This window comes from Aeromonas sp. R7-5 (assembly GCF_040908015.1).
GTDB classification, from domain to species: Bacteria; Pseudomonadota; Gammaproteobacteria; order Enterobacterales; family Aeromonadaceae; genus Aeromonas; species Aeromonas caviae.
This window is the reverse complement of record NZ_JBFOCZ010000017.1, coordinates 1-24,929: the sequence shown is the minus strand read 5'-3', so window position 1 is coordinate 24,929 and position 24,929 is coordinate 1. Positions and strand designations below refer to the sequence as shown.

24 protein-coding genes are annotated in these 24,929 nt (G+C 64.6%); 8 read left to right on the top strand and 16 right to left on the bottom strand.

Annotated features, from left to right (window positions below; translation table 11 throughout):
- Nucleotides 1-319 precede the first annotated feature (319 nt).
- Complete coding sequence (locus AB5Y53_RS06125) at nt 320-499, top strand: hypothetical protein (RefSeq protein ID WP_275873071.1); 180 nt, start codon at nt 320-322, stop codon at nt 497-499.
- A 109-nt stretch (nt 500-608) separates the two neighbouring features.
- On the opposite strand, the gene AB5Y53_RS06120 is transcribed toward AB5Y53_RS06125, so the two are convergent.
- From AB5Y53_RS06120 to AB5Y53_RS06075, 10 genes are all read right to left on the bottom strand, one after another.
- Nucleotides 609-1,004, bottom strand: a complete 396-nt coding sequence (locus AB5Y53_RS06120; RefSeq protein WP_368181345.1) for a hypothetical protein — start codon at nt 1,002-1,004, stop codon at nt 609-611.
- 314 nt (nt 1,005-1,318) lie between these two features.
- Nucleotides 1,319-1,924, bottom strand: coding sequence for a LysE family transporter (locus AB5Y53_RS06115; RefSeq protein ID WP_323956514.1), 606 nt, complete (start codon nt 1,922-1,924; stop codon nt 1,319-1,321).
- Between the two features lie 17 nt (nt 1,925-1,941).
- A complete protein-coding gene (locus AB5Y53_RS06110) occupies nt 1,942-2,769 on the bottom strand; it encodes a helix-turn-helix domain-containing protein (protein ID WP_368181344.1) in 828 nt (275 codons plus the stop codon).
- A gap of 144 nt (nt 2,770-2,913) precedes the next feature.
- The gene (locus AB5Y53_RS06105) at nt 2,914-4,239 is read right to left on the bottom strand and encodes a ferric reductase-like transmembrane domain-containing protein (RefSeq protein WP_368181342.1); all 1,326 of its coding nucleotides are present in this window, start codon (nt 4,237-4,239) and stop codon (nt 2,914-2,916) included.
- A gap of 221 nt (nt 4,240-4,460) precedes the next feature.
- On the bottom strand, nt 4,461-5,714 hold the full coding sequence (locus tag AB5Y53_RS06100; protein ID WP_368181341.1) for a DEAD/DEAH box helicase: 1,254 nt from the start codon (nt 5,712-5,714) through the stop codon (nt 4,461-4,463).
- 102 nt (nt 5,715-5,816) lie between these two features.
- A complete protein-coding gene (locus AB5Y53_RS06095; protein ID WP_368181340.1) occupies nt 5,817-7,292 on the bottom strand; it encodes a GGDEF domain-containing protein in 1,476 nt (491 codons plus the stop codon).
- Nucleotides 7,293-7,511: 219 nt separating this feature from the next.
- The gene (locus AB5Y53_RS06090) at nt 7,512-8,165 is read right to left on the bottom strand and encodes a DUF799 domain-containing protein (protein WP_128297302.1); all 654 of its coding nucleotides are present in this window, start codon (nt 8,163-8,165) and stop codon (nt 7,512-7,514) included.
- Entirely contained in the window at nt 8,162-8,521 is a 360-nt protein-coding gene (locus tag AB5Y53_RS06085) for a DUF4810 domain-containing protein (RefSeq protein ID WP_151028381.1), read from the bottom strand. The genes AB5Y53_RS06090 and AB5Y53_RS06085 overlap by 4 nt, the downstream gene beginning before the upstream one ends.
- A gap of 11 nt (nt 8,522-8,532) precedes the next feature.
- A complete protein-coding gene (locus AB5Y53_RS06080; protein ID WP_368181338.1) occupies nt 8,533-9,204 on the bottom strand; it encodes a CsgG/HfaB family protein in 672 nt (223 codons plus the stop codon).
- Nucleotides 9,205-9,293: 89 nt separating this feature from the next.
- The gene (locus AB5Y53_RS06075) at nt 9,294-10,202 is read right to left on the bottom strand and encodes a LysR family transcriptional regulator (protein WP_368181337.1); all 909 of its coding nucleotides are present in this window, start codon (nt 10,200-10,202) and stop codon (nt 9,294-9,296) included.
- Between the two features lie 246 nt (nt 10,203-10,448).
- On the opposite strand from AB5Y53_RS06075, the gene AB5Y53_RS06070 reads away from it, so the two are divergent.
- Nucleotides 10,449-11,675 (top strand): sugar MFS transporter, encoded by a 1,227-nt coding sequence (locus AB5Y53_RS06070; RefSeq protein WP_368181336.1) that lies wholly within the window; start codon nt 10,449-10,451, stop codon nt 11,673-11,675.
- A 7-nt stretch (nt 11,676-11,682) separates the two neighbouring features.
- Here the strand turns inward: AB5Y53_RS06070 and AB5Y53_RS06065 are convergent, their stop codons facing one another.
- Nucleotides 11,683-12,144: a hypothetical protein gene (locus AB5Y53_RS06065; RefSeq protein WP_202044837.1), complete on the bottom strand. Its 462-nt coding sequence runs from the start codon at nt 12,142-12,144 to the stop codon at nt 11,683-11,685.
- A gap of 150 nt (nt 12,145-12,294) precedes the next feature.
- Here AB5Y53_RS06065 and AB5Y53_RS06060 point away from each other — a divergent pair, with 150 nt between their 5' ends.
- Together AB5Y53_RS06060 and AB5Y53_RS06055 are read left to right on the top strand one after the other, a co-directional pair.
- Nucleotides 12,295-13,203 (top strand): S-adenosyl-l-methionine hydroxide adenosyltransferase family protein, encoded by a 909-nt coding sequence (locus AB5Y53_RS06060; RefSeq protein ID WP_042015034.1) that lies wholly within the window; start codon nt 12,295-12,297, stop codon nt 13,201-13,203.
- Nucleotides 13,204-13,527: 324 nt separating this feature from the next.
- Nucleotides 13,528-15,423 (top strand): PhoX family phosphatase, encoded by a 1,896-nt coding sequence (locus AB5Y53_RS06055; protein ID WP_368181335.1) that lies wholly within the window; start codon nt 13,528-13,530, stop codon nt 15,421-15,423.
- Between the two features lie 223 nt (nt 15,424-15,646).
- On the opposite strand, the gene AB5Y53_RS06050 is transcribed toward AB5Y53_RS06055, so the two are convergent.
- Nucleotides 15,647-17,596 (bottom strand): MacB family efflux pump subunit, encoded by a 1,950-nt coding sequence (locus AB5Y53_RS06050; protein WP_368181334.1) that lies wholly within the window; start codon nt 17,594-17,596, stop codon nt 15,647-15,649.
- Between the two features lie 2 nt (nt 17,597-17,598).
- A complete protein-coding gene (locus AB5Y53_RS06045; protein WP_368181333.1) occupies nt 17,599-18,756 on the bottom strand; it encodes an efflux RND transporter periplasmic adaptor subunit in 1,158 nt (385 codons plus the stop codon).
- A 148-nt stretch (nt 18,757-18,904) separates the two neighbouring features.
- On the opposite strand from AB5Y53_RS06045, the gene AB5Y53_RS06040 reads away from it, so the two are divergent.
- The gene (locus tag AB5Y53_RS06040) at nt 18,905-19,585 is read left to right on the top strand and encodes a response regulator transcription factor (protein WP_010672948.1); all 681 of its coding nucleotides are present in this window, start codon (nt 18,905-18,907) and stop codon (nt 19,583-19,585) included.
- Between the two features lie 14 nt (nt 19,586-19,599).
- Nucleotides 19,600-20,919, top strand: a complete 1,320-nt coding sequence (locus AB5Y53_RS06035) for an ATP-binding protein (protein ID WP_368181332.1) — start codon at nt 19,600-19,602, stop codon at nt 20,917-20,919.
- Between the two features lie 90 nt (nt 20,920-21,009).
- Here the strand turns inward: AB5Y53_RS06035 and AB5Y53_RS06030 are convergent, their stop codons facing one another.
- The 3 genes from AB5Y53_RS06030 to AB5Y53_RS06020 form a co-directional block, all read right to left on the bottom strand.
- Nucleotides 21,010-21,420, bottom strand: coding sequence for a DUF6515 family protein (locus AB5Y53_RS06030; protein ID WP_368181331.1), 411 nt, complete (start codon nt 21,418-21,420; stop codon nt 21,010-21,012).
- A gap of 1 nt (nt 21,421) precedes the next feature.
- Nucleotides 21,422-21,715, bottom strand: coding sequence for a hypothetical protein (locus AB5Y53_RS06025; protein WP_041214573.1), 294 nt, complete (start codon nt 21,713-21,715; stop codon nt 21,422-21,424).
- Between the two features lie 146 nt (nt 21,716-21,861).
- Entirely contained in the window at nt 21,862-22,422 is a 561-nt protein-coding gene (locus tag AB5Y53_RS06020; RefSeq protein WP_010672952.1) for a carbonate dehydratase, read from the bottom strand.
- A 221-nt stretch (nt 22,423-22,643) separates the two neighbouring features.
- Between AB5Y53_RS06020 and AB5Y53_RS06015 the strand changes: the two genes are divergently transcribed.
- Both AB5Y53_RS06015 and AB5Y53_RS06010 read left to right on the top strand, forming a co-directional pair.
- Complete coding sequence (locus tag AB5Y53_RS06015) at nt 22,644-23,285, top strand: ribonuclease (protein ID WP_104455314.1); 642 nt, start codon at nt 22,644-22,646, stop codon at nt 23,283-23,285.
- Nucleotides 23,286-23,488: 203 nt separating this feature from the next.
- Complete coding sequence (locus AB5Y53_RS06010) at nt 23,489-24,535, top strand: NAD(P)H-dependent flavin oxidoreductase (RefSeq protein WP_368181330.1); 1,047 nt, start codon at nt 23,489-23,491, stop codon at nt 24,533-24,535.
- Nucleotides 24,536-24,929 lie beyond the last annotated feature (394 nt).

Below are 24,929 nucleotides of genomic sequence, written 5' to 3'. Positions count from 1 at the left end.
AATGGATTCCGCTGGCTGTGTTTTGGCTCTGTGGTGCGGGTGAATATGTGTGGCTTGGAATTGGCACGAACCATCCTCTCTCCCTTGGGAGAGGGTTAGTGTAAGGGGTCGCTATCTGTGTTGTAGGTTCGATTAGCGAAGCGTACTCGGACGTTCGCGATTAGGAGGTCGCTGCTGATTTCTCACGGCTTTCCCCCGACTTCACCTTGGCTTCACACAACCTCATTTTCCCCTCACAAATCCCCCGTATTTTCTGCCCACTGATAAATGGGCCTGCTTGCCGCAAGGTGGCGAGGGCCAACGAGAGGGGAGCAAGACGATGAAATCCTGGATCAAATACGGGTTGGCCGGGGCATTGATACTGGTGGCGAGCTTCTGGGGCGGCAGCGTGCGGGCGGCGCAGATGCCCCTTGGCCGGGATGCTGCCCTGCCGGTACAGATAACCGGGCAAGATGCGGCGGTTCTGACGGTGGCCTCTTTCCTGTCGCTCGGGGAATAGCCATCGGTTGCTGCCGGGCTCAGCACCTCAGGGCAGGGATTGGGGCTTGTTTATCCGGACCTGGGCGGTGAGGGCGCGGCATATGGCGTATCAACACAGGCCGGGTGGCCTACCGCGTCTGGTATTGGGCATCCAGCCAGGCGATGGCCTCTTGGGGGTCGTTGAATGCCTGGATATGGCCCGGGTGGGTGAGGGAGAGGCAGGAGAGGGCGATATGATGGAGCACCTTGGCCGAATAGAGGGAGGCGATGGCCACCAGATTCTTCTGTGTCAGCCACTGATAGGTCTCCTGCAGATGGGGCAGGGCGGATAGCACCACCCCCTGATGCTGGCGATGGTCCACCAGGGCGCAGAAACGCTTACCGTCCAGGCTGTTCACCACGGACTTTATCTGTGCAATCCACGCCAGCATACCCTCTTCATTGAAAGGGCCGATCAGCTCGCAGGTGACCAGGTGTTCCTGCACATTGAAGATGAACTCACCGTGTTTTTTATCAAAGGACATACAACATTCTTATCCATGACCAGGGGCGGCAAGATGATGCTTATTCATTCCGTATGCATCAATACCCGAATGAGGGTTTTGGTCATGGCGTCGTATTGCTGCGTTGACGCCGATGAGGGAAGGGGTCTGCCTCTGGTACCGAAGCGAACCATGGGGAGCGTCACTTCGGGCACAAGACCCTGTTGAGGATAGTCAGCCCATGGCGAAAATGACCCGAAAAGGCCGGTGAAGCAGTGCCCGGCCTGTGTCTTCTCAGTTGCAGTGCCATTTCATCGGTGGCGTTTCACCGTTTTTGGCGTGGGCAATTGACCTGCTCAGGCGGCCAACGGCAGGTAGACATGCTGGTAGGCCAGGGCGATGGCGCTGTAGAGCAGCAGGGCGGCCATCAGCAGGTTGAAGTACCTGAACCAGCGAGGATGTTGAAGATGACGTCCGATGAGGCTGCCAGCCATCGAGTAGCTGCCGGGGGCACCGGCGGCCAGCAGGCCGAGCAGCAGGGACCAGGGCAGCAGGCTCCAGCCGTGGATCTGGGCTGCCGGGAACTGGATGCTGGTGATGGGCAGGGTGGCGATCATCGCCTTGGGGTTGAGCAGCTGGATGACGAAGCCGCTGCGCACCCCCAGAGGGCGGGCAGGCGCCTCGTTGGCACCGAGGTTGCCGCTGTCGCTGGCGATCTTGATGGCGAGATAGGCGATATAGAGGCACCCCACCAGGCTGACATAGATCAGGGTATCTTCCCGTACCAGGCGGGTGCCCGCCCAGCCAAACAGCAGCAGGAGCACGAACATCGCGATGCCAACCCCGAGGAAGAAGCCAAGGGAGGCGCGGGTGCGGCCGCCCAGACCTGCATTGAGGCCGATGAGGTTGACGGGGCCAGGGGTATACATGATGCCGATGGCATAGGCGAGGAGCTCAATCATGGGGGCGTTCCTTGGGCTCAGCGGATCAGGCTGGCGCTGTATTGGGTGGGGGTCATGCCATAGATGCGCTTGAAGCGACGGTTGAGGTGACTGAGATCGGTGAAACCGAAGCGGTACACCAGATCCTGCGCCGACTCTCCGGCGGCCAGGGCGCGCCGGGCGGCATTGATGCGGCAGTTGATCACGTATTGATGGGGAGTGATGCCAAGCTGCTGGCGAAACAGCCGCAGGAAGTGGTACTTGGAGATGTTGGCCGCCGCGCTGATGTCGGCCAGGGAGATATCCTGCTGGAAGTGGGCGTGGATAAAGTCCCTGGCCTGCAACAGAAGGCGATCGATGCGGCTCACCCGGCCATTGGGCTCAAAACGTCCCGCCTGCTGCATCACCCGGGTAGCGAGGCGATAGAGGGCAAACTCCTGCTCTATGCTGTCGGCCTGGCCGCGCACCGCCTGGGCCAGCTCGAGGATGCAGGCGCTCAGCGCCTCATCGCGCACCAGGGGCTGCAACAACCGGTAGGTCCCCATTGCCCGCTCGCCCGCAGCATCGGCAAACAGCGGGTTGAGTTCGTGGGGCGGAATGTAGAGCATGGTGTAGTCGAGGCTGGCGTTGTCACCGGCATGACCGTCGTGGACATCCCCGGGATTGAACTGGATGACGCTGCCTGCCGGGCTGGAGTGGGCTCCACCGTGGCAGAAGAAGTTCTGCCGCCCGGCCAGAGTGACCCCGAAGGAGTACTCCTCGTGGGCGTGACGGTCGTAGCGAAATTCCGTCATGTTGACCCGCAGCGCAGTCAGGCTCGCCAGGTGCTGACTGTGTGCGAATATGAACTGGTTGTCCTGCGCCATCTTTCCCTCCTGTACCAGACTGCCCCCCTAATCTAGCCCCAAGGGTGTGCCTCTCGCTTGGACAATCTTGCTGTTTGCCGGCCCGCCTGCGCCCCGCACCGAGAAAAACGGCGCTGCCGATGGCTGGCTGCGCCGGCTGGCCCGTCAGCGAAAGCGGAACAGCTCCCGGTGCAGCGGGGTGGCCAGATGGGCATCCAGGGTGTGGGCCATGGGCTCGGGGCCGCAGAACCACACCGGGGTGTGCTGGCACTCGCCCAGGGCGGCAAGATCCAGTCGGCCGCGCTCGGATTCCAGGTGCAGCCGGTAGTCGATCCCGACCCGGCGGCACAGCTCGGCCAGCCGACTGTGATAGGGGGCGGCCTCGGCGGTGGGGGCGCATTGCAGCAAGGTGGTGCCGGGGCGTTGTTCACCACGGCGTACCAGGGCCTCCAGCCAGGCGACGAAGGGGGTGATGCCGATACCGGCGCCCACCCAGAGCGCGGGGGCCGAGTCTGGCAGGGCGAAGGCGCCATAGGGGCCGGTCACGGTGACGACATCCCCCACCTTGAGGTGGCGGTGCAGCCAGCGGGTGTGATCCCCGAGGGCGCGTACCGCCAGGGTCAGGGTGCGGCCATCCGCCGAGACATCGACCAGGGTGTAGGGGTGGGGCTCGCCGCGCCCGGCAAAATCGAAGAAGGCGAACTGCCCCGGGCGATAGCCGTGCAGGGGCGCGGTGAGGCCAATCCGGATCTCCAGGGTGCGCTCGTCCAGAGGGGTGAGGGCGCTGACCGTCCCCTGGCGGCGTGCGTCCCGCCCCACCCGGCCAAACAGGGAGTAGAGCGCCCCCAGAGCACCCAGCCCGCCGCCGATAAGCAGGGTCAGGCCGACCGGGGTCAGGACGCCGATGCGCGGCAGCAGGCAGAGCCCGTGCAGCCAGCCCATCAGATAGATGACCGGGGCCAGCCGGTGAACCACCTTGAAGCGCTCGTAGCGCACCACCGCCAGCAGGCTTACCACCACCAGCGCCACCAGCAGATAGAAACTCCATTCCCCCAGGGTATTGCCGAGGCTGTGCCAGAGGGCATCGTTGCCAGCACCAGCACCAGCACCAGCACCAGCACCAGCACCAGCACCAGCACCGCGGCGCGCCGGCCGGGTCAGCCAGTCGGCGGCGACGGCCCACTTGGGGGCTTCCACCAGCAGCCAGTGGGCCACCAGGGTGCCGGTGGCCCAGAGGGCGTTGCTGCGGTGCAGGTGCAACATACGATCCAGCCCGCCGCACCAGGCTTCGAGCCTGGGCAGGCGCAGGGCCAGCAGCAAAGAGAGGGTCATGGCGCCAAGGCCAATCAGACCGGTCAGGATCAGCAGTTCGTGGCGCCAGGGCCAGACGCTGGCGGGCCACTGGGTGAGGCCAGCGAGCCAGAGCAGGGTGAGGGTCAGGGGCAGGGCCCAGACGAGGGATGCGGGTTTCATGATGTCCTCCTTGTCCATGCCTCCATTGCACGCCTGCTTTGTGGCGAAAGTGTGCCCCCTGACTACCTCTTTTGTAGCAGAGTGTGGCAAAGGGTTGCCGGGTCAGGGCAAGCGGACTGAGGAGGAGGGCGCGGAGTAGAACAGGGGGGCAGGAAAGCGGTTGGCGTCACCCCACAGGCCTGGGTCTGGAGAGGGGTGATGCTGGGGCAGGCGCATGGCTGTCCCAGCAAACAGTCGTGTCAGGATTTTCGTCCCTTGCCGCCCTTGTTACCCGCGAGGGCCTGCTTTCTGGCCTTCTGCTTCTGGGCGCCCTTGCTGGCGCGGCGCGGCTCGGGGTCGAAGCGGGTGAGATCCGGCTCAAAGCCCGGGAACCACTGCTGGGGCAGACGGGTGTCGAGCACTGCCTCCACCTTCTCTAGAAGCGGCGCATCTTCCGGGCTGAACAGGGTGATGGCGAGCCCCTTGTTGCCGGCGCGACCGGTGCGCCCGATGCGGTGGACGTAATCCTCGGGCTGATGGGGGAACTCCAGATTGATCACATGGTTGAGATCGCTGATATCGAGGCCGCGGGCCGCCACGTCGGTGGCCACCAGCGCCTGCAAGGTGCCGGCGCGAAACGCCAGCAGCACGTTTTCCCGCGCGCTCTGTGACAGATCCCCGTGGAAGGCCAGCGCATTGATGCCCCCCTTGCCAAGCTGCTGGGCCAGCTTGTCGGCCCCCTGGCGAGTGCGGCTGAAGATCAGCGCCGGTGCCCAGCCCTTCACGGTCAGCATGTGCTCGACCAGCGCCACCTTGCGATCGCTGTCCACCGCATAGACCCGCTGCTCCACCTCGGCCGCCGTGGTGTTGCGCGGTGCCACTTCCACCAGCGCCGGGTCGCGCAGCAGTACCTTGCAGAGCGCAAACAGGTTGTCGTCGCAGGTGGCCGAGAACAGCAGGGTCTGGCGATCCGCCGGGATTTGCTTCAACAGCGCCTGGATCTCGTCCATAAAGCCCATGTCGAGCATCCTGTCCGCCTCGTCAAACACCAGATGGCGCAGGGCTGCGAGCGTGAGCGCCCCCTGCCGCAGATGGTCGAGCAGCCGTCCCGGCGTGGCGATGAGGATATCCACCCCGGCGTTCAGCGCCTCCACCTGCGCGGCAATGCTCACCCCGCCGTAGACCAGCGTGCTGGTGAGAGTGGTGCCCCTGGCGTAGCGTGTGACGCTCTCGGCAACTTGCACCGCCAGCTCGCGGGTCGGCACCAGCACCAGGGCGCGGATGGGGCGAGGGCCATCGCTCGTCGGGTGTTGCAGCAACTGCTCCAGCAGGGGCAGCACGAAGGCGGCGGTCTTGCCGGTGCCGGTCTGGGCGCCCGCCATCAGATCCCGCCCCGCGAGGATCAGGGGGATGGCGCTGGCCTGCACCGGGGTGGGGGCGGCGTAGCCAAGCTCGGTCAGGGTTTGCTGCAAGCGGGGGGAGAGGGCCAGTTCGGCGAAAGAGGCAATGGACATAGGGCACCAGTATGGGGTTATCCCGCCCCATGGCCGGGACGGAAACAATCAGCGTGGCCGGGATGGTAACAGATAGCAGGGGAGCGGCAGAAGCCGGGCCGCTCAGGGGGCTGAATTGGCACCCGGATCGCGGACAAGGCGGATGGTCTGCCCCTGGTAATAGGCGATATTGCGCTTGCCGTGCTGCTTGACGTGATAGAGCAGGTCGTCGGCCAGTTGCACCGCCTCGGCCACCGTCAGGTAATCGCGAATGCGGGTCACTCCGGCAGAGAAGGTGATGGGGGCGGGCAGCTCGGGGATGCGCAATGGCCGCTCCAGCAGGCGGGCGGCGGAGTGATGCATCATGTTGTCATCGTCCATCCCCTTGAACAGCACGATGAACTCTTCCCCGCCCCAGCGAATGGCGACATCTCCCTTGCGGGTATTGGTCTTGAGGTGATTGGCGAAGGCGACGAGCGCCAGGTCACCCACCCCGTGCCCATGGGTGTCGTTGACGGACTTGAAGTTGTCGATGTCGAGGATCATCAGGTAGTCGTGCTCCCGCAGCAGCGCCTGATTGAGGATGTCACGGCGTGGCAGCCGGGTCAGCGCGTCGGTCTGTGCCTGAGTGCGTACACGAGTGATGATGCTTCGCCCCGTCAGCATCAGCAGCAGCAGGGCGATGAGATAAATCTTGAAGGCCGGTCCGAAGAGGACGGCCCGGGCAAAATCGCCGTAGCTGTATGACCACTTGAGGTAGAGGTCGCTGTCCGCCTTGGTGCGCATCAGCGGCGTGCTCAGGCAGAGGTGGAACGGACGGCAGGGCTCGACCTCTTCGAAGGAGAGGACGGTCCGGGTCGGATTGAGGCTCTCGAAGGGGCGCAGCACCTCCTTGAACGCCCGGTCGACGGCGATGTCGATACCCTTGAGTCCATAGCGGTAGTCCTTGATGGCTGGCTCGTAATAGACGAAGGGGAAGTAGAGGGTGATGGCCTGCAACCCGGTGAATGTGTCGACATAGAGACCGGAGACCCAGGCTTCATCCGTGCTGCAGGGGACATGGGTGGAGGCGAAGAAGGCGCAACCGAAATAGTGGGTCCAGGGCTCGATGTCATTGAGGTCGGTGTTGACCGGGAGCAGCTGGCTCGGCAGCATCCCCTTGTTGGCGACCATGCCAAGCATGCGGCGATCATCATAGAAGGCGTAGAGGTTGAGGACCTCGGGGTTGGAGATGACGTACTGGTAGGCGAGGAGCATCTGGTTGGCCGGGGGCAACACGGGAATGACCGCCAGACGCTTCAGGGTGGGGAGATCATAGCCGTAGGCATAGGCCGTCGCATCCCCGTTGTCGCTGAAGATGGGCATCTTGATGCTGCTGTTGTCGATGAAATCAGCCAGTTTCTCTGGCGCCAGGATGCGGGCCCGCTGATAGAACACCTCGAACAGGTTGGGTTGCTTGGCGGTAATGAGCGCCATGTCGTGCCTGATACGGAGGTAGGTGTAGTTGGATACCAGCCCCAGTCCCGCTATCGCCAGGCAAAGCAGTCCCAATCGATTCAGCCACGAGCGGGGGACGATATGCCTCAGTGAACCAGCCATGCAGTGAACGCTCCCGTGGTGACAGAGGCCATTCTTGTAACTGATTTCGCCGGGCATCACCAGATGAAGTTGGTGGGGCGTCACCCGGCATGCGCAAGAATGAGCCAACAATATCAAAAAGATAGACGATGAGGCGTCATGCGATGTCAGGCAGGGAAAAGGGATGGCGACTGAAACAAGAGGGCATGGCGCCCTCTTGTGTGGACTGTGACGGGCGCCTTAGCGAGCCTGGTATTTCGGCGAGCGGGGGCCATGGAGGATGCCGTTGGGCATGTCGGCACTGAGCAGCCTGACGCTGGTGATGCCGGCGATTTCATGACCTTTGTCGGTCAGGGTGTTGGCAATCTGATTGACCACCGCCACCACCAGCATGCCGATGAGGCCGCCCCCCGAATTGCCCTGCTGCTCGGCACTGCTGGCGCTGGCACTGCCTTCCCACAGCAGCTTGCCGGTGCGCAGATCCACCAGGCGGGCACTGGCGGTGACCACTGTCTCGCTGGAGATGACCAGATAGCTGGTGCCGTACTCCTTGATGTCGAGGTAGAGGGCGGTATCGGCTCCGTAGATCTCGTGGAGCTTCTTGATGGGCAGCGCCTGGATGTCGGCGGGCTCGGTCACGCCGTTCTGCCGGAACGTCTCGTTGGTGACCGCCACCGGCAGCACGTAATAGCCTGATTCGGCGAGCGGATAGGTGATCTGGGATTGCAGGCTGGCGCCCGCCTTGATGTCCGGCGAGTGATTCACCGGCGGCAGCACCAGAATGGAGGTCGGTCTGCTCTCCTTGAAGTTGCTGTAGTCGTAACCGGGGCCCTGTGCACAGCCGCCCAGGAGGAGGGCGCCCAGCGTGAGGGCAAGGAGGGTGCGCAGGGTCATTGGGTCTCTCCCTTCTTGTTGGACATCAGGAAGTTCATGAAGGGGGCCGATTCGGGGAAGAGGCGCTTCTCGGTTTCGAACTGCTCGCGAGTCTGGGCATCCTTGCCGAGCTGGGCGTACAGCATGCCGAGGTGAGCGTGAAAGCCCGGTGGCACAGCCTGCCCCTTGGCACTCGCTTCTTGCTGGTTTTTCTCCAGCGCATCGATCTGCGCTTCGACCCCGGTGTCGTCACCCTGCATGTGCTGGTAAACCACTCCCTGATATTGATCCCAGTTGTAGAGCGTCTGCGGCCCCTGGGCGCAGGCGCTCAGCAGCAGGCCGCTGGCCAGCAGCAGGGAAGGACGGAACCGCGTCATCTCGTCTCTCCTCATTGGGCCGGGCGCCAGGCACCGGTCTCGATGCCGTTCACCAGATTGTTGACGGCCTCGCGGATGGCGAGATCCAGCACCTTGCTGTTCAGGGTGGAGTCGTAGCTGGCGGTGCCGCCGAAGCCGACGATCTCGCGGTTGGAGAGTTCGTACTCCCCGGCACCCTGGGAAGAGAAGACCACTTCCGAGGTGGTGACGTTGACGATGTTCAGGTTGACCTTGGCATAGGCGATCTGTGATTTGCCGCGACCCAGGATGCCAAACAGCTGATGATCACCGACTTCCTTGCGACCAAACTCGGTGACGTCGCCGGTGACCACGTAGTCGGCGCCCTTGAGTTGCTGAGCCTGTTGCTTGATCCCGGCTTCGGCCTGGATCTCCGCCATGTTGTCGCGATCCAGCACGCTGAAGCGGCCGGTCTGCTGCAGGTGGGTGATCAGCACGGTTTTCGCCTGGTTGCCCAGCCGGTCCACGCCGTCGGAGAAGATGCCACGCATGTAGCTGGAACGGTTGTCGAACTTGCCGACGGCGATGGGGCTGCGTGCGCCCTGATAGTGGCTCTGATAGGAGGCAACCTTGGGTACCTCCAGGGTGCGCGACGACTCACTCGCACAGGCTGTCAGCAAGCCCGCCATCAGGATGACACTGGATGAAACAACAAACTTCTTCATGTAAGGCCCCGTTATCAAAGGAAAAAACAGCGGCGGACTCTAACATGGTTCGTTGCGAAGAAAGTGCCCCGTATGGGGGGCATACCCGCTCAATCCCTGTGCGTTTGACAGGGGAGAGCGGAGGGCCGGGTCTGTTGCAGGGGCTGGAACACCTCCTCCAGGGCTGCCACCAGTGCGCGCATTCGGCCCGTCTTCTGCACATCCGGGTGCAGCACCATCCAGATATCGATGGGATCGTGCTGGTCAGGCAGCAGGCGCACCAGGGCGGGATCCTCCTCGGCGAGGAAGGTGGAGAGCAGGGCGATGCCGAGCCCCTGCCGGGCGGCCGCCATCAGCACCAGCTGGGCATTGCTCTGCAGGACCACGTTGGGTTCGTGGAGCGGTTCGCCGCACAGACTCAGCCAGTGACGGGCCACCAGCTCTCTGGGAAAGAGCAGCAGGTCGTGCTCTTGCAGTGCCTGACCCGAGCGGGGCGTGCCCCGCCTGGCCAGGTAGTCGGGAGAGGCGTAGAGCCCCATCTTGATGGTGGCGAGCCGTTTGACCACGAGATCTCCCTGCTCGGGGCGCACGCTGCGAATGGCGAGATCCGCCTCCTGATTGGGGATGTCGCTCACGCTGACGGCGGTCAGCAACTTGAGGCGGATGCCGGGGTAGCGCTGGCGCAGCAGGCTGAACGCGGGCAGCACGAAGCCCTGGGCCAGGGTATCCGTGGTGGCGATGCAAAGCTCCCCTTCCAGCTCCCCCAGGCTCGCGGTGCGCATCATGGCCAGGGCCGCCTGCGCCATGGCCTCGGCCTGGGGCAGCAGCGCTTCCCCCAGGGGGCTGGGGCGATAGTGTCTGGGGGTGCGGATAAACAGCTTGGCCCCCAGCTGCTGCTCGAGCAGGGTGATCCGCCGCCCGACGGTGGCCTGATCCACCCCGAGCTCGAGTCCGGCCTGCCGCAGGCTGCCCCGCCGTGCCAGGGCCAGGAAGAAGCGGGCATCGTCCCAGTTGATCATGCTTGCTCCTCACTCAAGCAGAACGCCCGATTGGCGCCGCAATATTAGATGCCAGCGGGGATGGCAGCACAAGGGGATAGACCGGGTCCGGTGCGTGCCTGCGGCTCCCCGGCCAAGGGCGCGCGCCACCCCGACGTGATGCAGGATTGAGTCGGCGTGATGCAGAACTGCCGCAGTCCGGGGTGGGCGGGATCGCTATGATGTCGCTCCCGATTGCGGTTTCATTCGTCTGCCACTGGAGTGTCCATGTCTGTCTCAAGCGTCCCGGCTTGCGAGCCAGGTCAGGTTGTCCATCCTCGTCTGCGCTGGTTTCTCTCCCTTGCCCTGATGTCGGCCCTGCTCAACAGCAGCGTGCCTACCCCGCTCTATCCCCATTACCAGGCGGCGCTGGCGCTGAGCGATCTCGGCCTCAGCCTCATCTATGGCGGCTATGCGGGGGGCGTGCTCATCGCTTTATTCGGGGTGGGCCACCTGGCAGGACGCGTGGCGGATCTGCGTACCCTGATCCTGCCTGCCCTGGTGGCGGTCGGGGGCGGGGCCCTGCTCTTCTCCCTGGCCGACAGCTTCTGGGCCCTTTTGCTGGCGCGGCTGCTGGCCGGGATTGGCACGGGCAGCCTGACCGGCGCCGCCAATGTGGCGCTGCTGCGTTTTGGCCCCAGGGATGGGGGCAAGCGGGCGGCCCTGAGCGCCACATTGTCTTTCACCGCCGGGCTGGCCCTTGGCCCCGTGTTCAGCGGGCTGGCGCTGCAGCAGGATCTCTACCCGACCACGCTGCCGTTTTTGCTGATCCTGGGGATGGCGGCCTGCGCCATCGGGGGGCTGGTGTTGAGCTGGCCCAAAGGGGTGAGGGCGACGGAGGCCGCCCCGAGCGGGCAGGGTGGCGGCTCCCTGGGAGAGGGGCTCAGGGCTACGGGGGCCGGGTTCTTCCTTTGCGCCCTGGCGCTCTTCACCGCCTGGGCGGTGGCGGCCAGCTTGCTGGCCATGGGTCCCAAGGTGGTGAGCGAGATGCTGGGCATGACGGATCTGGGGCTGTTCGGTTATCTCGTCGCGGCCTATCTGGTCTTCTCCGGGCTTTGCCAGCTCTGGGCCCGTCGCCTCGATGCCCGCCATACCCTGCAAAGCGGCGTGCTGGCCCTGGCGCTGTGCGTGCTGCTCTTTGCCGGGGCCGTTCACGGCCTGCCCAGCTGGCTGGCGGGACTCGGGCTGCTGGTGGCGGGCTATGCCCAGGGGGCCGTGTTCGTGGGCAGTGCAACCCTGATCAATCGCATCGCGCCCCCGGCCAGCCACGCGCGGCTGCTCTCCCTCTTCTATGTGATCGCCTATGTGGCGAACTGGGTACCCGTGTTGCTGGGCTGGGTGAGCGACGGGGCCGGTCTTGGCGTCGCGCTGGATCTGCTCTTCGTCGGCAGCACCCTGACAAGCCTGGGGTTGGCCTGGGCGGTGTCACGGCGGCGCTTCGAACCCGCTGTGTGACAAGGCATCACCCATCGACCAGGACGACGCTCCCGGCATCCAGGTGGTGCATCCACTCCCGCAGGATCAGCAGGGCGGCGGCGATGCGCCTCTCCCTCGGCAACTGGGCCGATGCCAGGGGATCCCCCTCCACCATGGCGGCAAGCTGGCCGAACAACCGCTCAATGTTTTCCCGGCTCTGCACCCGGTTGCCGAGCACCTCGGTCAGGGGCTCCGGGCTTTGCAGGTGCAGCACGGGGTGGGGCGGGATCCGTGCCGCGAGGGGCATCAGCACATCCTCCACCACCATGATGGCCTGCTCAAGTTCCAGGGGCGTCGGTGGATCCTGGCGAAAGGGTCCCGGGGTCAGGGCATCGAGCCCCAGTGTCAATGCAAATGTCTGGCTGGTGCCATCGGCCGCGGTGAGCGCGACCTGGCTTCGGGTATTGCCCAGGCTCAGCAAAATGGTGTCGTGATGCTCTCTGGTCATCTGGTGTGCTCCCGGCGTTGGATGCCCCATGGATACACCCGCACGGGGCGGATTGGCGAGTCATTTCACCCCCCATTCGGGCATCAGGGGTTGCAAAGATTGCCATGATTGGCAATCTGGACGTCCAAACGTCTTTAAAGGAGCCCTGACATGGATATTCGTATCGTCCCCCGCGCCCTCGTACTCGCTCTCTCTCTGGTGGGGGCGAGTGCCCTTGCCAACGAGGCCCTGGTGTTCCAGACCGACTTCGGTCTCAAGGATGGCGCCGTCTCGGCCATGAAGGGGGTCGCCTTCGGGGTGGACCGCACCCTGCCGCTCCATGACCTGACCCATGAGATCCCGGCCTACAACATCTGGGAAGCCTCCTACCGCCTCTATCAGACCCTGCAATACTGGCCCGCGGGTACCGTCTTCGTCAGCGTGGTGGACCCCGGTGTCGGCACCGAACGCAAGTCGGTGGTACTCAAGACCAGGAGCGGCCACTACATCGTCAGCCCGGACAACGGCACCCTGACCCTGGTGGCGGAGCACTTCGGCATCGAGGCGGTGCGCCAGATCGACGAAAAGACCAACCGCCTCAAGGGCTCCGAGAAGTCCTACACCTTCCACGGCCGCGACGTCTACGCCTACACCGGCGCGCGCCTCGCCTCCGGTGCCATCAGCTTCGAGCAGGTGGGGCCCCTGCTGCCCGCCGAGGTGGTGACCATCCCCTATCAGCCCGCGGTGGCCGAGCAAGACGGTACCCTCAAGGGCACCATTCCGATCCTGGACGTGCAGTACGGCAACGTCTGGACCAATATCGACGACAGCCTGCTGACCAAGGCGGGTATCCACAAGGGGGACAACGCCTGCATCAGGATAAGCGAAGGGGATGCGCTGAAATACGAGGGCAAGGCCCCCTACGTCAGCAGCTTTGGCGATGTGCCGGAGGGCCAGCCCCTGGTCTACCTCAACAGCCTGTTGCAGGTGTCGGTGGCGCTGAACATGGACAGCTTCGCCGCCAAACATCAGGTGCAATCCGGCGCCAACTGGCATATCAGCCTGAAGAAGTGCAACTAGACGCTGCCAGTGGGTGCTATCCGGTACAAACGGGCATAGCAGTCTGAAGAAGTGCAACTAGACGTTGCCAGCGGGTGCTATCCGGCACAAACGGGCATAGCAGTCTGAAGACGTGCGGCTAGATAGAGGGGAGAGCTTCTGTCGGCGATGTGTCTCTTGGGGCGGTGGGACTGGTGTCCACCGCCCCTTGTCGTTGGCGGTGGCGTCTTGCCGGGCCAGCCGGTTATCTCATCATTTGTCATCCTCGCTTAATAAAGCGCTGCCATGCTGTGGCCGGACGCCGTGATGACGCAATGATTGCGCCGAGATAACAAGGAAAAGCCGATGAGCCGTTTTGACGAGAGAGACAGTGCCAACCACCCCCGCGAGCAGGAGCCGGCGTTCAACCGCCTCATCGAGGCGGATCTCAGCCGCCGTGGCTTCCTCAAAGGGGTGGGCGCCGCCAGCATGGTGGCCTTCTTTGCCGCGAGCCCCGTGGCCCAGGCCGTGGCCGCCGCCACCCGGCCGCTGCTTGGCTTCCAGGCCGTGCCCGCCTCGGTGGCCGACACCATAGTGGTGCCGCCCGGCTACAAGGCCGAGGTGCTGATCGCCTGGGGAGATGCCCTCTTCCCCGATGCCCCCGCCTTTGCCCAAAGCAACGACGCCAAGGCCCAGGCCCGCCAGTTTGGCGACAACAACGACGGCATGAGCTTCTTCTCCCTGGGCCCGGATCGCGCCCTGCTCGCCGTCAACAACGAATACACCAACTACGAATACCTGTTTGAAGATGGTGGCAAGACCCTCAATGCAGAGGCTGTCGCCAAGGCCCAGGCGGCCCACGGGGTCTCCCTGGTGGAGCTGGTGCGCATTGATGGCAAGTGGCAGGCCAACCCCAAGGGGGCCCTCAACCGCCGCATCACCGCCACGACCCCCATGACCCTGAGCGGCCCGGCGGCGGGCCATGCTCTGCTCAAGACCCAGGCCGATCCCGAGGGGCGCACCGCCCTTGGCACCTTCAACAACTGCGCCAATGGCCAGACCCCCTGGGGCACCTACCTCACCTGCGAGGAGAACTTCAACGGCTACTTCGGCAGCGAGGGCAAGCCGGCGCTGGACCAGCGCGCCGCCCGCTACGGCCTGGCCGCCGAGGATGCGGGCTTTGGCTGGCACAGGTTCGACGAGCGCTTCGATCTCGCGAAGCATCCCCAGGAGCCGCACCGCTTCGGCTGGGTGGTGGAAATCGATCCCCGCGACCCCGCCTCCACCCCGAAGAAGCGTACCGCCCTTGGCCGCTTCAAGCATGAGAATGCGGCCTTCACCGTCAACCAGGATGGCCGCGCCGTGGTCTACCTCGGCGATGACGAGCGGGGGGAGCACATCTACCGCTTCGTCTCGAAGAACAGGGTGGCGCCGGGCAATGACCCCGCCAACCGGGATCTGCTGGACGAGGGCACCCTCTATGTGGCCCGCTTCGACGCCAGGGAGGGGGAGCTCAAGGGTACTGGCCAGTGGCTGCCCCTGGTGCACGGCGAGCACGGCCTGACCCGGGAGAACGGCTTCGCCGATCAGGGGGAGGTGCTCATCTTCGCCCGGGAGGCGGCGACCCGGCTCGGCGCCACCACCATGGACAGGCCCGAGTGGGTGGCCGTGCATCCCCACAGAGCCGAGGTCTACTGCACCCTGACCAACAACAAGAACCGCGGCCTCAAGGAGAACCAACCTCTCGATGGCGCCAACCCCAGGGCCGAGAACCCCTATGGCCAGATCATCCGCTGGCGCCCGATGGGGGACGATCACGGGAGCGACAGCTTCGAGTGGGATCTCTTCCTGCTGGCGGGCAACCCCGGCGTGCACAAGGAGGGGCTGATGGCGGGCAGTGCCAACATCCATCCGGACAACATGTTCAACAGCCCGGACGGCATCGGCTTCGACGAGGCGGGGCGGCTCTGGATCCAGACCGACGGCGACTACTCCAACGAGAAGCAGTTTGCCGGCATGGGCAACAACCAGATGCTGTGCGCCGATCCCGCGAGCGGCGAGGTGCGCCGCTTCCTGACCGGCCCCGTGGCCTGCGAAATAACGGGCCTCACCTTCAGCCCGGACTGGCGCACCCTGTTCGTCGGGGTGCAGCACCCTGGAGAGGAGGGGGCACCCTCCCATTTCCCGGACGGCGGCACCGCCATTCCCCGCTCCGCTGTGTTGCGGATCACCCGGGACGATGGCGGTATCATCGGCGCCTGATGGCCCGGAATCACCGCCTGGCCCGTGATGACAAGAGCCGCCTTCGGGCGGCTCTGTCGTAGGCGTGGCGGGCGGGAGACAAAAAAAGACCGGGTACGGGACCCGGTCAAAGAACCCGCGCATTCAGGGAAGAAGTGCGGGCGTTCAGGCTTGGTGGCGGGGCCGGGCATCGGCCCCCGATCCGGTGTCGGGGAGAGTGGCGTCACCCCGGCGTCAATGCGGGCTATTCGCGCTCCAGTGCGTGGATGGGATCCAGCCTGGCGGCCCGGCGGGCCGGGGCGAAGCCGAATATTACCCCGATCAGGCTGGCGCAAAGGCAGGCCACCCCCATGGCGGCAAGGGAGTAGCTCATCCGGACGCCGCTGCTGAAGTGGTCGAACAGTTGGCCCAGCACCAGGGAGAGGGCGATGCCGAGCACGCCCCCCAGCAGGCAGATCAGCACGGCTTCAATGAGGAACTGCTGCTGGATGTCCCGGGTCCGGGCGCCGACCGCCATCCGCACCCCTATCTCCCGGGTGCGCTCGGTGACCGAGACCAGCATGATGTTCATCACCCCTATGCCCCCGACGATCAGGGAAATGAGGGCGATGAGGGCGATCAGCGTGGTCAGGGTGGCGCTGGTCTGGCTGATGGTCTGGCGGATGCTGTCGGTGTTGAGCAGGAAGAAGTCCTGGCTGCCGTGGCGCAGGGTGAGCAGGCGGCTGATGCCGTCTTGGGCAGCGTCCAGGCTCACCTCGTCCCGCACCCGCACGCTGATGCTGCGCAGATGGCTCTGCCCCAGCAGGCGGCTCATGGCGGTGGTATGAGGGATCCAGACGTTGAGGGTCTCGTCGCTGCCAAAGCCGCTCTGGTTCTTGATGGCGACCCCGATCACCCGGCAGGGCAGATCCCCCAGCAGGATCACCTGGCCCAGGGGGGACTGGGTCGGGGCGAACAGCTTGTCCCGGGTGTGCTCGTCGATCACCACCTCCTGGGCCAGGCTCTCCTCGCTCTGGCGATCGAAGCCCATGCCCTGGGCCAGGCGATAGCCCCTGACCTGGAAGAACTGGGCGCCGACGCCGTTGATGGTGCCGGAGACGGCGGTGCTGCCAAGGCGCAGGGTGGCGCTGGTGCTGAGGCTGGGGGTGACGCTGTGCACGTAGTCCAGCCGGGCGATGGCCTCGGCGTCCCCGATCCGCAACGTCTGTATGGTAGCGGAGCGCATGTCCCCGAAGCCGCGGCCGGGGAACACCTCCAGGGTGCTGGTGCCCATGGCGTTGATGTTCTCCAGCACTCGCTCCCGGGAGCCCTGCCCGAGGGCCACCACGGTCACCACCGAGGCGATACCTATGATGATGCCGAGCATGGTGAGAAAGGTGCGCAGACGCTGGGCAACCATGGCCTTGAGGGCCATCTGCAGGGCATTCCCGAGCCCCGCCATCAGCGGGGTCTTCCCCCTGGCGGACGTCTTGGTGGCGGCCTGGGTCGCCTGGGGAAGGGCCTGTGGTTCGCGCGTGCGGCGATCGGCGATCACCCGGCCATCTTTCAGTTCGATGATCCGCTCGGCGTGGCGGGCGATGTCCATGTCGTGGGTGACGATCACCAGGGTGTGGCCCTGGCGATGCAGAGCTTGAAGGCTCGCCATCACCTCGGCGCCGCTCTGGCTGTCGAGGGCCCCGGTCGGCTCGTCGGCCAGGATCACCTCGCCGCCGTTGATGAGGGCGCGGGCGATGCTGACCCGCTGCTGCTGGCCGCCGGAGAGCTGGCTTGGCTTGTGTTCGAGCCGGCTGGCGAGGCCGAAGCGGGTCAGCAGGGCCTCGGCCCGCTGGCGTCGCTCGGCCGGATCCAGACCGGCGTAGAGGGCGGGCACTTCCACATTGGTGCGGGCATCGAGATCCGCCAGCAGGTGATAACGCTGGAAAATGAAGCCGAAGTGCTCCCGGCGCAGGGCGGCGAGCTCGTCCCGGCTGAGGGTGGCAGTATCGCGCCCGGCCACCAGATAGGCCCCCTCGCTCGGCTGATCCAGGCAGCCCAGCAGGTTCATCAGGGTGGATTTGCCGGAGCCCGAAGCGCCGACGATGGCCACCATCTCTCCACGGGCGATCGCCAGATCGATGCCATCGAGCACGGTGACGGTGCGCTCACACTCTCCGAAGTGGCGGCGGATGCCCCGCAGTTGCAACAAGGCGCCCATGGTCACATCCCCATGGGGGGCGGCATGCCCCCGGCGGCGTTGCTCTGGCCTGCGTTCACTTCGCTGACGATGACCCGCTCACCGGTGCTCAGGCCCGACAGGATCTGGGCATCCACCTTGTTGTTCAGGCCGACCTTGACCCGGCGCAGGCTGATCCGGCCTCCGTCGTCGATCACCCTGACCTGATCCCCCTGCAGGGCGATGGCCGGGATCACCAGCGCATCTTTGAGCCGGGCGGCCACCAGATAGACCTGGGCCGTCATGCTGATCCTGAGCTGACCATCCTGGTTGGGCACCTCGAACAGGCCGTGATAATAGATGGCGCTGCTGTCGCTGCTGCTGGTGGTATCGTCGTCATTGATGGTGTCGGGGGCGGGCTCGATGGCCCGCAGGGATCCCTCGAAGCGGCGCTGGCTGTTGCCAAGAATGGTGAAATAGACCGGCATGCCGACCCGGACGTTGATGACGTCGGCCTCGGAGATCCTGGCCTCCACCGTCATGGTGTCGAGCTGGGCAATCTTGAGCAGGGTAGGGGTGCTCTGGCTGGCGTTGAGGGTCTGCCCCTCCTCCACCGGCATGGCCACCACGGTACCGGAGAGGGGGGCCAGGATCCGGGTATACCCCAGGTTGACCCGGGCTGTGTCCACCGCGATCTCGGCCTGCACCCGCTGGGCGTTGAGGGCCCGGATATCGGCCAGGGTCTCGTCCAGGGTCGCCTTGGCGCTGTCATGGTCGGCCGTGCTGCCAAGACCTCTTGCGACGATCTGCCGCTGGCGCTGGTATGCCAGGCGGGCATTGCGAAGGGTGGCCTCTTTGGAATCCAGCTGGGCCTGGAGGTTGTCGCGCTGGGCCAGGGCATCCTTGAGGGCGTTCTGCTGGGGCAGATCGTCTATCTCGACCAGCAGCTCCCCCTGTTTGACCTCCTGCCCCAGAGTCACGTGCAGTTTCTTGATCTGGCCCGACACCTGGGCGCCCACGCTCACCTGCTTGCGCGCCTTCAGGGTGCCGTCCGCCATGATGAGCTGCTCCAGATCCCGGGTCTCGGTACTGGCGGTGATGTAGTCGCTGGCGGGTGCCTTGGCTTGGGGGCGCCAGGCCAGCAACAGGGCGAGGGCGCACAGAGGCAGCAGCCAGAAGAGACGAGGGGAGAACGTGGGCATGACAACCTGTATCCTGAATGACGATCACGGCGGCACTCTACCCCAGAGCCGGGTTAAGGCTCTTTGCGCCAAGCGTAAGGGTTTCGTAAAAATGGCTGCCAAGTGCGTGGCAAGCGGCGAAAATGGCCGCCGACAAGGGAGACCGCATATGAAGATCCTGCTGGTGGATGACGATGCCGAACTGGGCGCCATGTTGAGTGAATACCTGGGGGGAGAGGGGTTTGATACCACCCAGGTGCTGACCGGAGGGGAAGGTGTTCACCATGCCCTCTCCGGCCGTTACAGCGCCCTGCTGCTGGATGTGATGCTGCCCGACTTGAGCGGCACCGAGGTGCTGCGCCAGGTGCGCCAGCGCAGCCGCCTGCCGATCATCATGCTGACCGCCAAGGGGGACAACGTGGATCGAGTGGTGGGACTGGAGATGGGGGCCGATGACTATGTGCCCAAACCCTGCTACCCCAGGGAGCTGGTGGCCCGGCTGCGGGCCGTTCTGCGGCGGGTCAACGAGGGGGGGAGCGCAACCCCCTCGCCGGATGCCCTCATCCTGGGGGATCTGACGGTCACCCCGGCCAACCGGGTCTGTCTCTGGCAGGGGGAGCCGCTGGAGCTGACCGCCACCGAGTTCAACATGCTGGTGTTGCTGGTGCGAGCACCGGAGCAGGTGGTCACCAAGGACACCCTCTCCCTGCAAGGGGTAGGGCGCCCGAGGGAGGCCTATGATCGCAGCGTCGATGTGCACATCTGCAACCTGAGGCAGAAACTGCAGCAAAAAGCGGGGGAGGCCGTCACCATAGAGACGGTGCGCAGCATAGGGTACAAGATACGGTGATCCTCAAGGGACGTTTGTTCTGGAAGATTCTGCTGGGGTTCTGGCTGGCCATCGTGCTGGTCAGCCAACTGCTCTGGCTCGGTTTTCGTGCCGAGCGTGACCCCCCGGAAGAGCACCTGGCCCAGCAGTTGGCGAACCAGCATCTGGAGATGGCGGCAGCCGTGCTGGCAAAGGGGGGAATCGAGGCTGCGACGGCATTGAGCCAGGCCATGTCGCCGCCGTTGCTGCAGATAACACTCCTCGATGTCTCCGATGCGCCTCCCCGGCCAGCGCCCAGGGCATCCAGGTTGACAGCCTCCGGGGAACCTGGCCCGGGCAGCGTGCTGACACGCACCGTGATTGCCAGCGACGGGCAGACCTATCTGCTGCAGACCAGAGTGGACCCGCGCGTCCTCCCCGGCGGGCCTGCTCCCGGTCCCCTCTCCTGGCTCAACATTCCCCCGCCCATGCTCTGGATTGGCGGCCTGGGGGGACTCTTGTTCAGCATTCTGTTCGCCTGGCACCTGACCCGGCCCATGAACGCCCTGCGGCGCAGCTTCGATCGGGTAGCCAGGGGGGATTTGGGGGTCAGACTCTGGCCCGCTCTGCGCTGGCGCCGGGACGAGCTGACGGAGGTGGCGAAGGAGTTCGATCTCATGGTGGAGCGGTTGCAGCAACTGGTCGAGGGGCGCGAGCAACTGCTTCACGACGTCTCCCACGAGCTGCGATCCCCCCTGGCCCGCATCCAGATGGCCATCGGCCTGGCGGAGCAGCGCCCGGAGAAGGCGAGCGACGCCCTGGCGCGGATCCGGCTCGAGACGGAGCGGATGGACAGGATGATAGGGGAGCTGCTGACCCTCTCCCGTGCCGAGCAGGGCCACGGGCTTGAGCAGAGCCACTACGACCTGCTGGCGCTGGTGGAGACCGTCGTCCAGGATGCCAGGTTCGAAGCCCAGCAATCCGGGGTCGAGATAGCGCTTGAGGCGGCGCTGGGGGAGGGTTGCCTCCTGCTGGGGCATGCCGAGCTGGTGCGCCGCGCCGTGGAGAACGTGGTGCGCAACGCCCTGCGTTTCTCGCAGTCGGGCCAGATGGTGAATGTTCGCTTGCTGCGCCTGGGCCAGGAGGTGCAGCTCTCCATCGCCGATCGGGGGCCCGGGGTGGAGGAGGGGAAGCTGGCGGGGATCTTCGACCCCTTCGTGCGCATCGGCTCACCCCGCATGGGCAAGGGCTACGGGCTCGGGCTCGCCATCGCCCGCAAGGCGGTGATTCTGCAGGGCGGTACCATCCAGGCGCGCAATCGCGCACAGGGGGGGCTGAGAGTGACCATGACGCTGCCCCTGCATGACCCGTCCTGAGGTACGCGGCTCAGACCCGAGTGGGGTAAACACCCCGGTAATGAAAGAGGGGGCCAAGGCCCCCTGCTCGTATCTGTTCCTCCGTGCGATTCAGTGCAGCGCCGCTGGCGGCTGCACCTCGGTGTAGCGCCCGTCTATTTCTCGCAGGTAGTAGTGACCCTCCCTGACGTAATAGCGGCGGCCATCCAGATCAAGAGGGATGAGCCCTGTCTCTGCCCCCACCAGGACCTGAGGAGGTGGGGAGACCACTACATAGTGGTTCTCCTGCCGGCGGTAGAAGATGCCGTCGAGCACATAGTAGGTGAGCCCGGCCAGCAGCAAGGTTTCCACCCCTCCCGGCAGCCGGTCGACGCGGTGGCCGAAGCCGGGACCAGCCCCATGGCCGTACTGCGGGGCAGGGCTCTCCCATCCGCCCGGTCTGCCCATGTTCCCCGGACCCGCCATGGCGGGCAGGGCGATGGCCATGGCAAGCAGCCAGAGTGAAGGGCGGTGCAGACTCATCTCACTGCCCCTTGAGCGGTGCACCGGCGGGCTGGGGTTTGAGTGGCTGGGGCGGCAGTTCGCGCACGCTGACCGTGACCTCGTAGCGGGTATCCGGCTTGGCGGCATCAATGTTTTTGGACAGCGCCTGGACCAGGACCTGGGGATCCGCACCCTGCTTGCTGGCGTGATAGAGCACTGAGGGGGGCGGTGTCATGGGGCCTCCCTGGCGGGCACCCATCGGGGGCGGCATCTCGCCGGCATGAAGGAGCGTGGTGCCCAGCAGAAGGGCAAGGGCGACAGGATAGCGTGACATTATGATGACTCCATTGATGGGAACGCCCCCATCAAACGCGACGCGTGCACTCGGCTCAACCACCTTTACACCCTCTTTTCGCCCTCTTTACAGTTGTGACAACGGGCGCCGTGGCGCCCGTTGTGTGTCGTGAACCGCTCGCCGGATCAAAACTCGTTGGAGAGCGCCTTGTAACCCCTGACCAGGTCGATGTTGGTGTGAGCCACATCCTCGGAGAACTCGGTGGCGTCCACGGTGACGCGCGGGATCTGCGCCAGATCGCTCTGCTGGTTGATGCGGGTGGTGGAGGGGACATAGAAGCCGGGGGGAATATCGCAGCCATCGACCACGGAGTTGTGGCGAACCACTGACCCTTCGCCGATGTGGCAGTTGAACAGCACGCTGTTGAAGCCGATGAAGACCCGGTTACCCACTTCGCAGGGCCCGTGGACGATGCTGCGGTGGGCGATGGAGCTGAACTCGCCGATGGTGACGGCAGCGCCGGATTTGGAGTGGATGACGACGCCATCCTGAATGTTGGAGTTGGCGCCGATGACGATGGGTTCCATGTCACCGCTCTCGTCCACTTCGTCTGCGCGGATCACGGCATAGGGGCCGACAAACACGTTCTCCTTGATGATCACCTTGCCACAGATGATGGCGGTCTTGTCGATATAGGCGGATTCGTCGATAACGGGCAGGTGACCTGAGGGATTCTTGCGGATCATGTTACGTCCTGTTGCTGATGAAATCGGGGAAACGTGGCGCGTCATGAAGGCCCGCCGGAGAGCCAGCTTACGCCTCTGATCCGGCAGGGGAAACCTTTTACTGGTCTGACCCACAGTGAGTAAGGCCATTTTGAGCGATTGTTCTTTGACTCCCTGTTATGGGAGCATGAGGGCGCAAAATGGGGCGCCACCGGGTGCAAAGAGATGAGGGGGAACGAGAGATGAAGCAGGTCATGGTATGGCTGGTGGGGTCGCTGTTGTGGATCTCCGCCGCCCAGGGCAAAGGCTATGCGGGGGAGTTTGACTATTACGCCATGGCACTCTCCTGGTCGCCCGAGCATTGCGCCATCAAGCCAGGGGATCGGGAGCAGTGCGCCCGCAAGCTGGGGTTCGTGCTGCATGGGCTCTGGCCCCAGTATCAGCGCGGCTACCCCGCCAGCTGTACCCGCGAGCGGCTGGATGCGGATATGGAGCAGCAGTTTGCCGGGCTCTACCCCAGCCGCTTCCTCTATCGCCATGAATGGGAGAAGCACGGCACCTGTTCCGGGCTGAGCCAGGAGGCATTTCACCAATTGGCCAGCGATCTGCGCCAGAAGGTGAAGATCCCGGCCGCCTATCAATCGCCGGAAGAGCCGCTGCGCAAAAACAGCTTCCAGCTCAAGGCCGATCTGGCGAGCGCCAACGAGTGGCTGGCCCCTGATAACATCACGGTGGCCTGCGCCGATGGGGGCCGTTTCCTGCGGGAGATCTACATCTGCATCAACAAGCAGGGGACGGATGCCGTTCCCTGCTCCGACGAGATGCAGAAGCGGGAGCGCCGCTCCTGTGGCCAGCCGGACTTCCTGCTGCGCAGCGTGCGTTGACACTTCACGTTCGGGCCCTTCGCGGGCCCGATGTGCCATGAACCTCAAGGAGCCTGATGGATGAAAGCCAAGACAGGATGTCTGGCCGGGAACTGGACAGGCGATATCGCCAGACGACGTGTCAGCACGTCAAGTGCGCTCTGCCGACTCAACCTTCCTCTGTTGCACAGGCAGACTCACCATCAGAAACAGGAAACCATCATATGACGCTCTTTGCCGAACTAGGGATGCGCTATCCCGTCATTCAGGCCCCCATGGCGGGCGTGCAGGACAGCGCCCTGGCGATGGCGGCGACCAGTGCGGGGGCACTGGGCTCCCTGCCTGCCGCCATGCTGAGTGGTGCCGAGCTGCGCCAGGAGCTGAGCCGCCTCGCCGCCAGCGGGCCGGGCCCATACAACATCAACTTTTTTTGCCATCGGCAGCACGAGCCGGAACCGGCAGCGGAGCAGCGCTGGCGCCAGGTACTGTTACCCTATTACGCCGAGTTCGGGGTGGATGCCGCTGCGCCGTCGCGAGCCCCCTCTCGGGCCCCCTTCAATGACGAGCATGCGGCCCTGCTTGCAGAGTTCAGACCTGCCGTGGTCAGTTTCCACTTCGGCTTGCCCGAGCCCGAATTGCTTGCCCAGGTAAAAGCCACAGGCGCAAAAGTGTTTGCCAGCGCCACCACGGTGGCAGAAGCGCAGTGGCTTGCTGACCACGGAGCCGATGCCGTCATCGCCCAGGGGCTGGAGGCGGGTGGCCATCGCGGTCACTTCCTGAGTGAGGATCTCAGCTTGCAGCAGGGCACCTTTACCCTTCTGCCACAGGTAGTGGCGGCAGTAGCGATCCCGGTCATCGCTGCAGGAGGCATCGTGGATGGAAAGGGCATCAGAGCCGCCCTTGCACTGGGGGCCAGCGCAGTCCAGGTGGGAACGGCGTTCCTCTGCTGCCACGAGGCGACGACCTCGCCCCTGCACCGTGCGGCGCTGCAGGGGAGGCATGGCCAACACACCGCACTGACCAATCTGTTCAGCGGCCGTCCGGCGCGGGGGATAGTCAACCGCTTGATGCGGGAACTCGGCCCTATTTCGGTGCTGCCGCCAGACTTCCCGTATGCCAGCGGCGCATTGGCTCCGTTGCGTGCCGCAGCCGAAAAGGCGGGTGACTGCGGTTTCTCGCCACTCTGGGCCGGGCAGAATATATCGGGCTGCCGCTCCATGGCGGCAGCCGAGCTGATCGCTGCCTGGGTTGCTGAGGCAGGACTGGTCTGAGCGTCACTTTGCGATTCTCTTCCTTTAAATACGGATTGATATGGTCAGCAACCCTTCGAACAGGAGACGGGCAGAGAGGAACGGGAGGTAATAGGGTGCAGAATGAGCCCTTTCCGGGTTTGCCCTGTGGGTAAGTCTGTATAAAAACTGTGTTTTGATATGAATAACTAAGAATTGGCATTTTTTTGCAATTTTATTGCGATGAGAGCTTGCCAATGTGATCTATGTCTCTATAATGCGCCTCCATCGACAGGGCAAGCGGCAACGCAAACAAGCCGGTCGGTAGCCTCGAAAAGCCGTTGAAAATAAGGCTTGACTCGAGAAGGCGGTTGAGTAGAATGCCACTCCCGCAGCAGCCAAAAGCTGCGTCGCTCTTTAACAATTTGAATCAAGC

What these genes read in the sequence shown, in the direction of transcription:
- AB5Y53_RS06020 (WP_010672952.1), bottom strand. Translation starts at nt 22,422, where the DNA reads ATGATCCGCAAGAATCCCTCAGGTCACCTGCCCGTTATCGACGAATCC.
- AB5Y53_RS06105 (WP_368181342.1), bottom strand. Translation starts at nt 4,239, where the DNA reads ATGGACAAGGAGGACATCATGAAACCCGCATCCCTCGTCTGGGCCCTG.
- AB5Y53_RS06065 (WP_202044837.1), bottom strand. Translation starts at nt 12,144, where the DNA reads ATGACCAGAGAGCATCACGACACCATTTTGCTGAGCCTGGGCAATACC.
- AB5Y53_RS06070 (WP_368181336.1), top strand. Translation starts at nt 10,449, where the DNA reads ATGTCTGTCTCAAGCGTCCCGGCTTGCGAGCCAGGTCAGGTTGTCCAT.
- AB5Y53_RS06030 (WP_368181331.1), bottom strand. Translation starts at nt 21,420, where the DNA reads ATGAGTCTGCACCGCCCTTCACTCTGGCTGCTTGCCATGGCCATCGCC.
- AB5Y53_RS06045 (WP_368181333.1), bottom strand. Translation starts at nt 18,756, where the DNA reads ATGCCCACGTTCTCCCCTCGTCTCTTCTGGCTGCTGCCTCTGTGCGCC.
- AB5Y53_RS06080 (WP_368181338.1), bottom strand. Translation starts at nt 9,204, where the DNA reads ATGAAGAAGTTTGTTGTTTCATCCAGTGTCATCCTGATGGCGGGCTTG.
- AB5Y53_RS06075 (WP_368181337.1), bottom strand. Translation starts at nt 10,202, where the DNA reads ATGATCAACTGGGACGATGCCCGCTTCTTCCTGGCCCTGGCACGGCGG.
- AB5Y53_RS06085 (WP_151028381.1), bottom strand. Translation starts at nt 8,521, where the DNA reads ATGACGCGGTTCCGTCCTTCCCTGCTGCTGGCCAGCGGCCTGCTGCTG.
- AB5Y53_RS06010 (WP_368181330.1), top strand. Translation starts at nt 23,489, where the DNA reads ATGACGCTCTTTGCCGAACTAGGGATGCGCTATCCCGTCATTCAGGCC.
- AB5Y53_RS06125 (WP_275873071.1), top strand. Translation starts at nt 320, where the DNA reads ATGAAATCCTGGATCAAATACGGGTTGGCCGGGGCATTGATACTGGTG.
- AB5Y53_RS06025 (WP_041214573.1), bottom strand. Translation starts at nt 21,715, where the DNA reads ATGTCACGCTATCCTGTCGCCCTTGCCCTTCTGCTGGGCACCACGCTC.
- AB5Y53_RS06050 (WP_368181334.1), bottom strand. Translation starts at nt 17,596, where the DNA reads ATGGGCGCCTTGTTGCAACTGCGGGGCATCCGCCGCCACTTCGGAGAG.
- AB5Y53_RS06120 (WP_368181345.1), bottom strand. Translation starts at nt 1,004, where the DNA reads ATGTCCTTTGATAAAAAACACGGTGAGTTCATCTTCAATGTGCAGGAA.
- AB5Y53_RS06110 (WP_368181344.1), bottom strand. Translation starts at nt 2,769, where the DNA reads ATGGCGCAGGACAACCAGTTCATATTCGCACACAGTCAGCACCTGGCG.
- AB5Y53_RS06100 (WP_368181341.1), bottom strand. Translation starts at nt 5,714, where the DNA reads ATGTCCATTGCCTCTTTCGCCGAACTGGCCCTCTCCCCCCGCTTGCAG.
- AB5Y53_RS06090 (WP_128297302.1), bottom strand. Translation starts at nt 8,165, where the DNA reads ATGACCCTGCGCACCCTCCTTGCCCTCACGCTGGGCGCCCTCCTCCTG.
- AB5Y53_RS06055 (WP_368181335.1), top strand. Translation starts at nt 13,528, where the DNA reads ATGAGCCGTTTTGACGAGAGAGACAGTGCCAACCACCCCCGCGAGCAG.
- AB5Y53_RS06060 (WP_042015034.1), top strand. Translation starts at nt 12,295, where the DNA reads ATGGATATTCGTATCGTCCCCCGCGCCCTCGTACTCGCTCTCTCTCTG.
- AB5Y53_RS06115 (WP_323956514.1), bottom strand. Translation starts at nt 1,924, where the DNA reads ATGATTGAGCTCCTCGCCTATGCCATCGGCATCATGTATACCCCTGGC.
- AB5Y53_RS06015 (WP_104455314.1), top strand. Translation starts at nt 22,644, where the DNA reads ATGAAGCAGGTCATGGTATGGCTGGTGGGGTCGCTGTTGTGGATCTCC.
- AB5Y53_RS06095 (WP_368181340.1), bottom strand. Translation starts at nt 7,292, where the DNA reads ATGGCTGGTTCACTGAGGCATATCGTCCCCCGCTCGTGGCTGAATCGA.
- AB5Y53_RS06040 (WP_010672948.1), top strand. Translation starts at nt 18,905, where the DNA reads ATGAAGATCCTGCTGGTGGATGACGATGCCGAACTGGGCGCCATGTTG.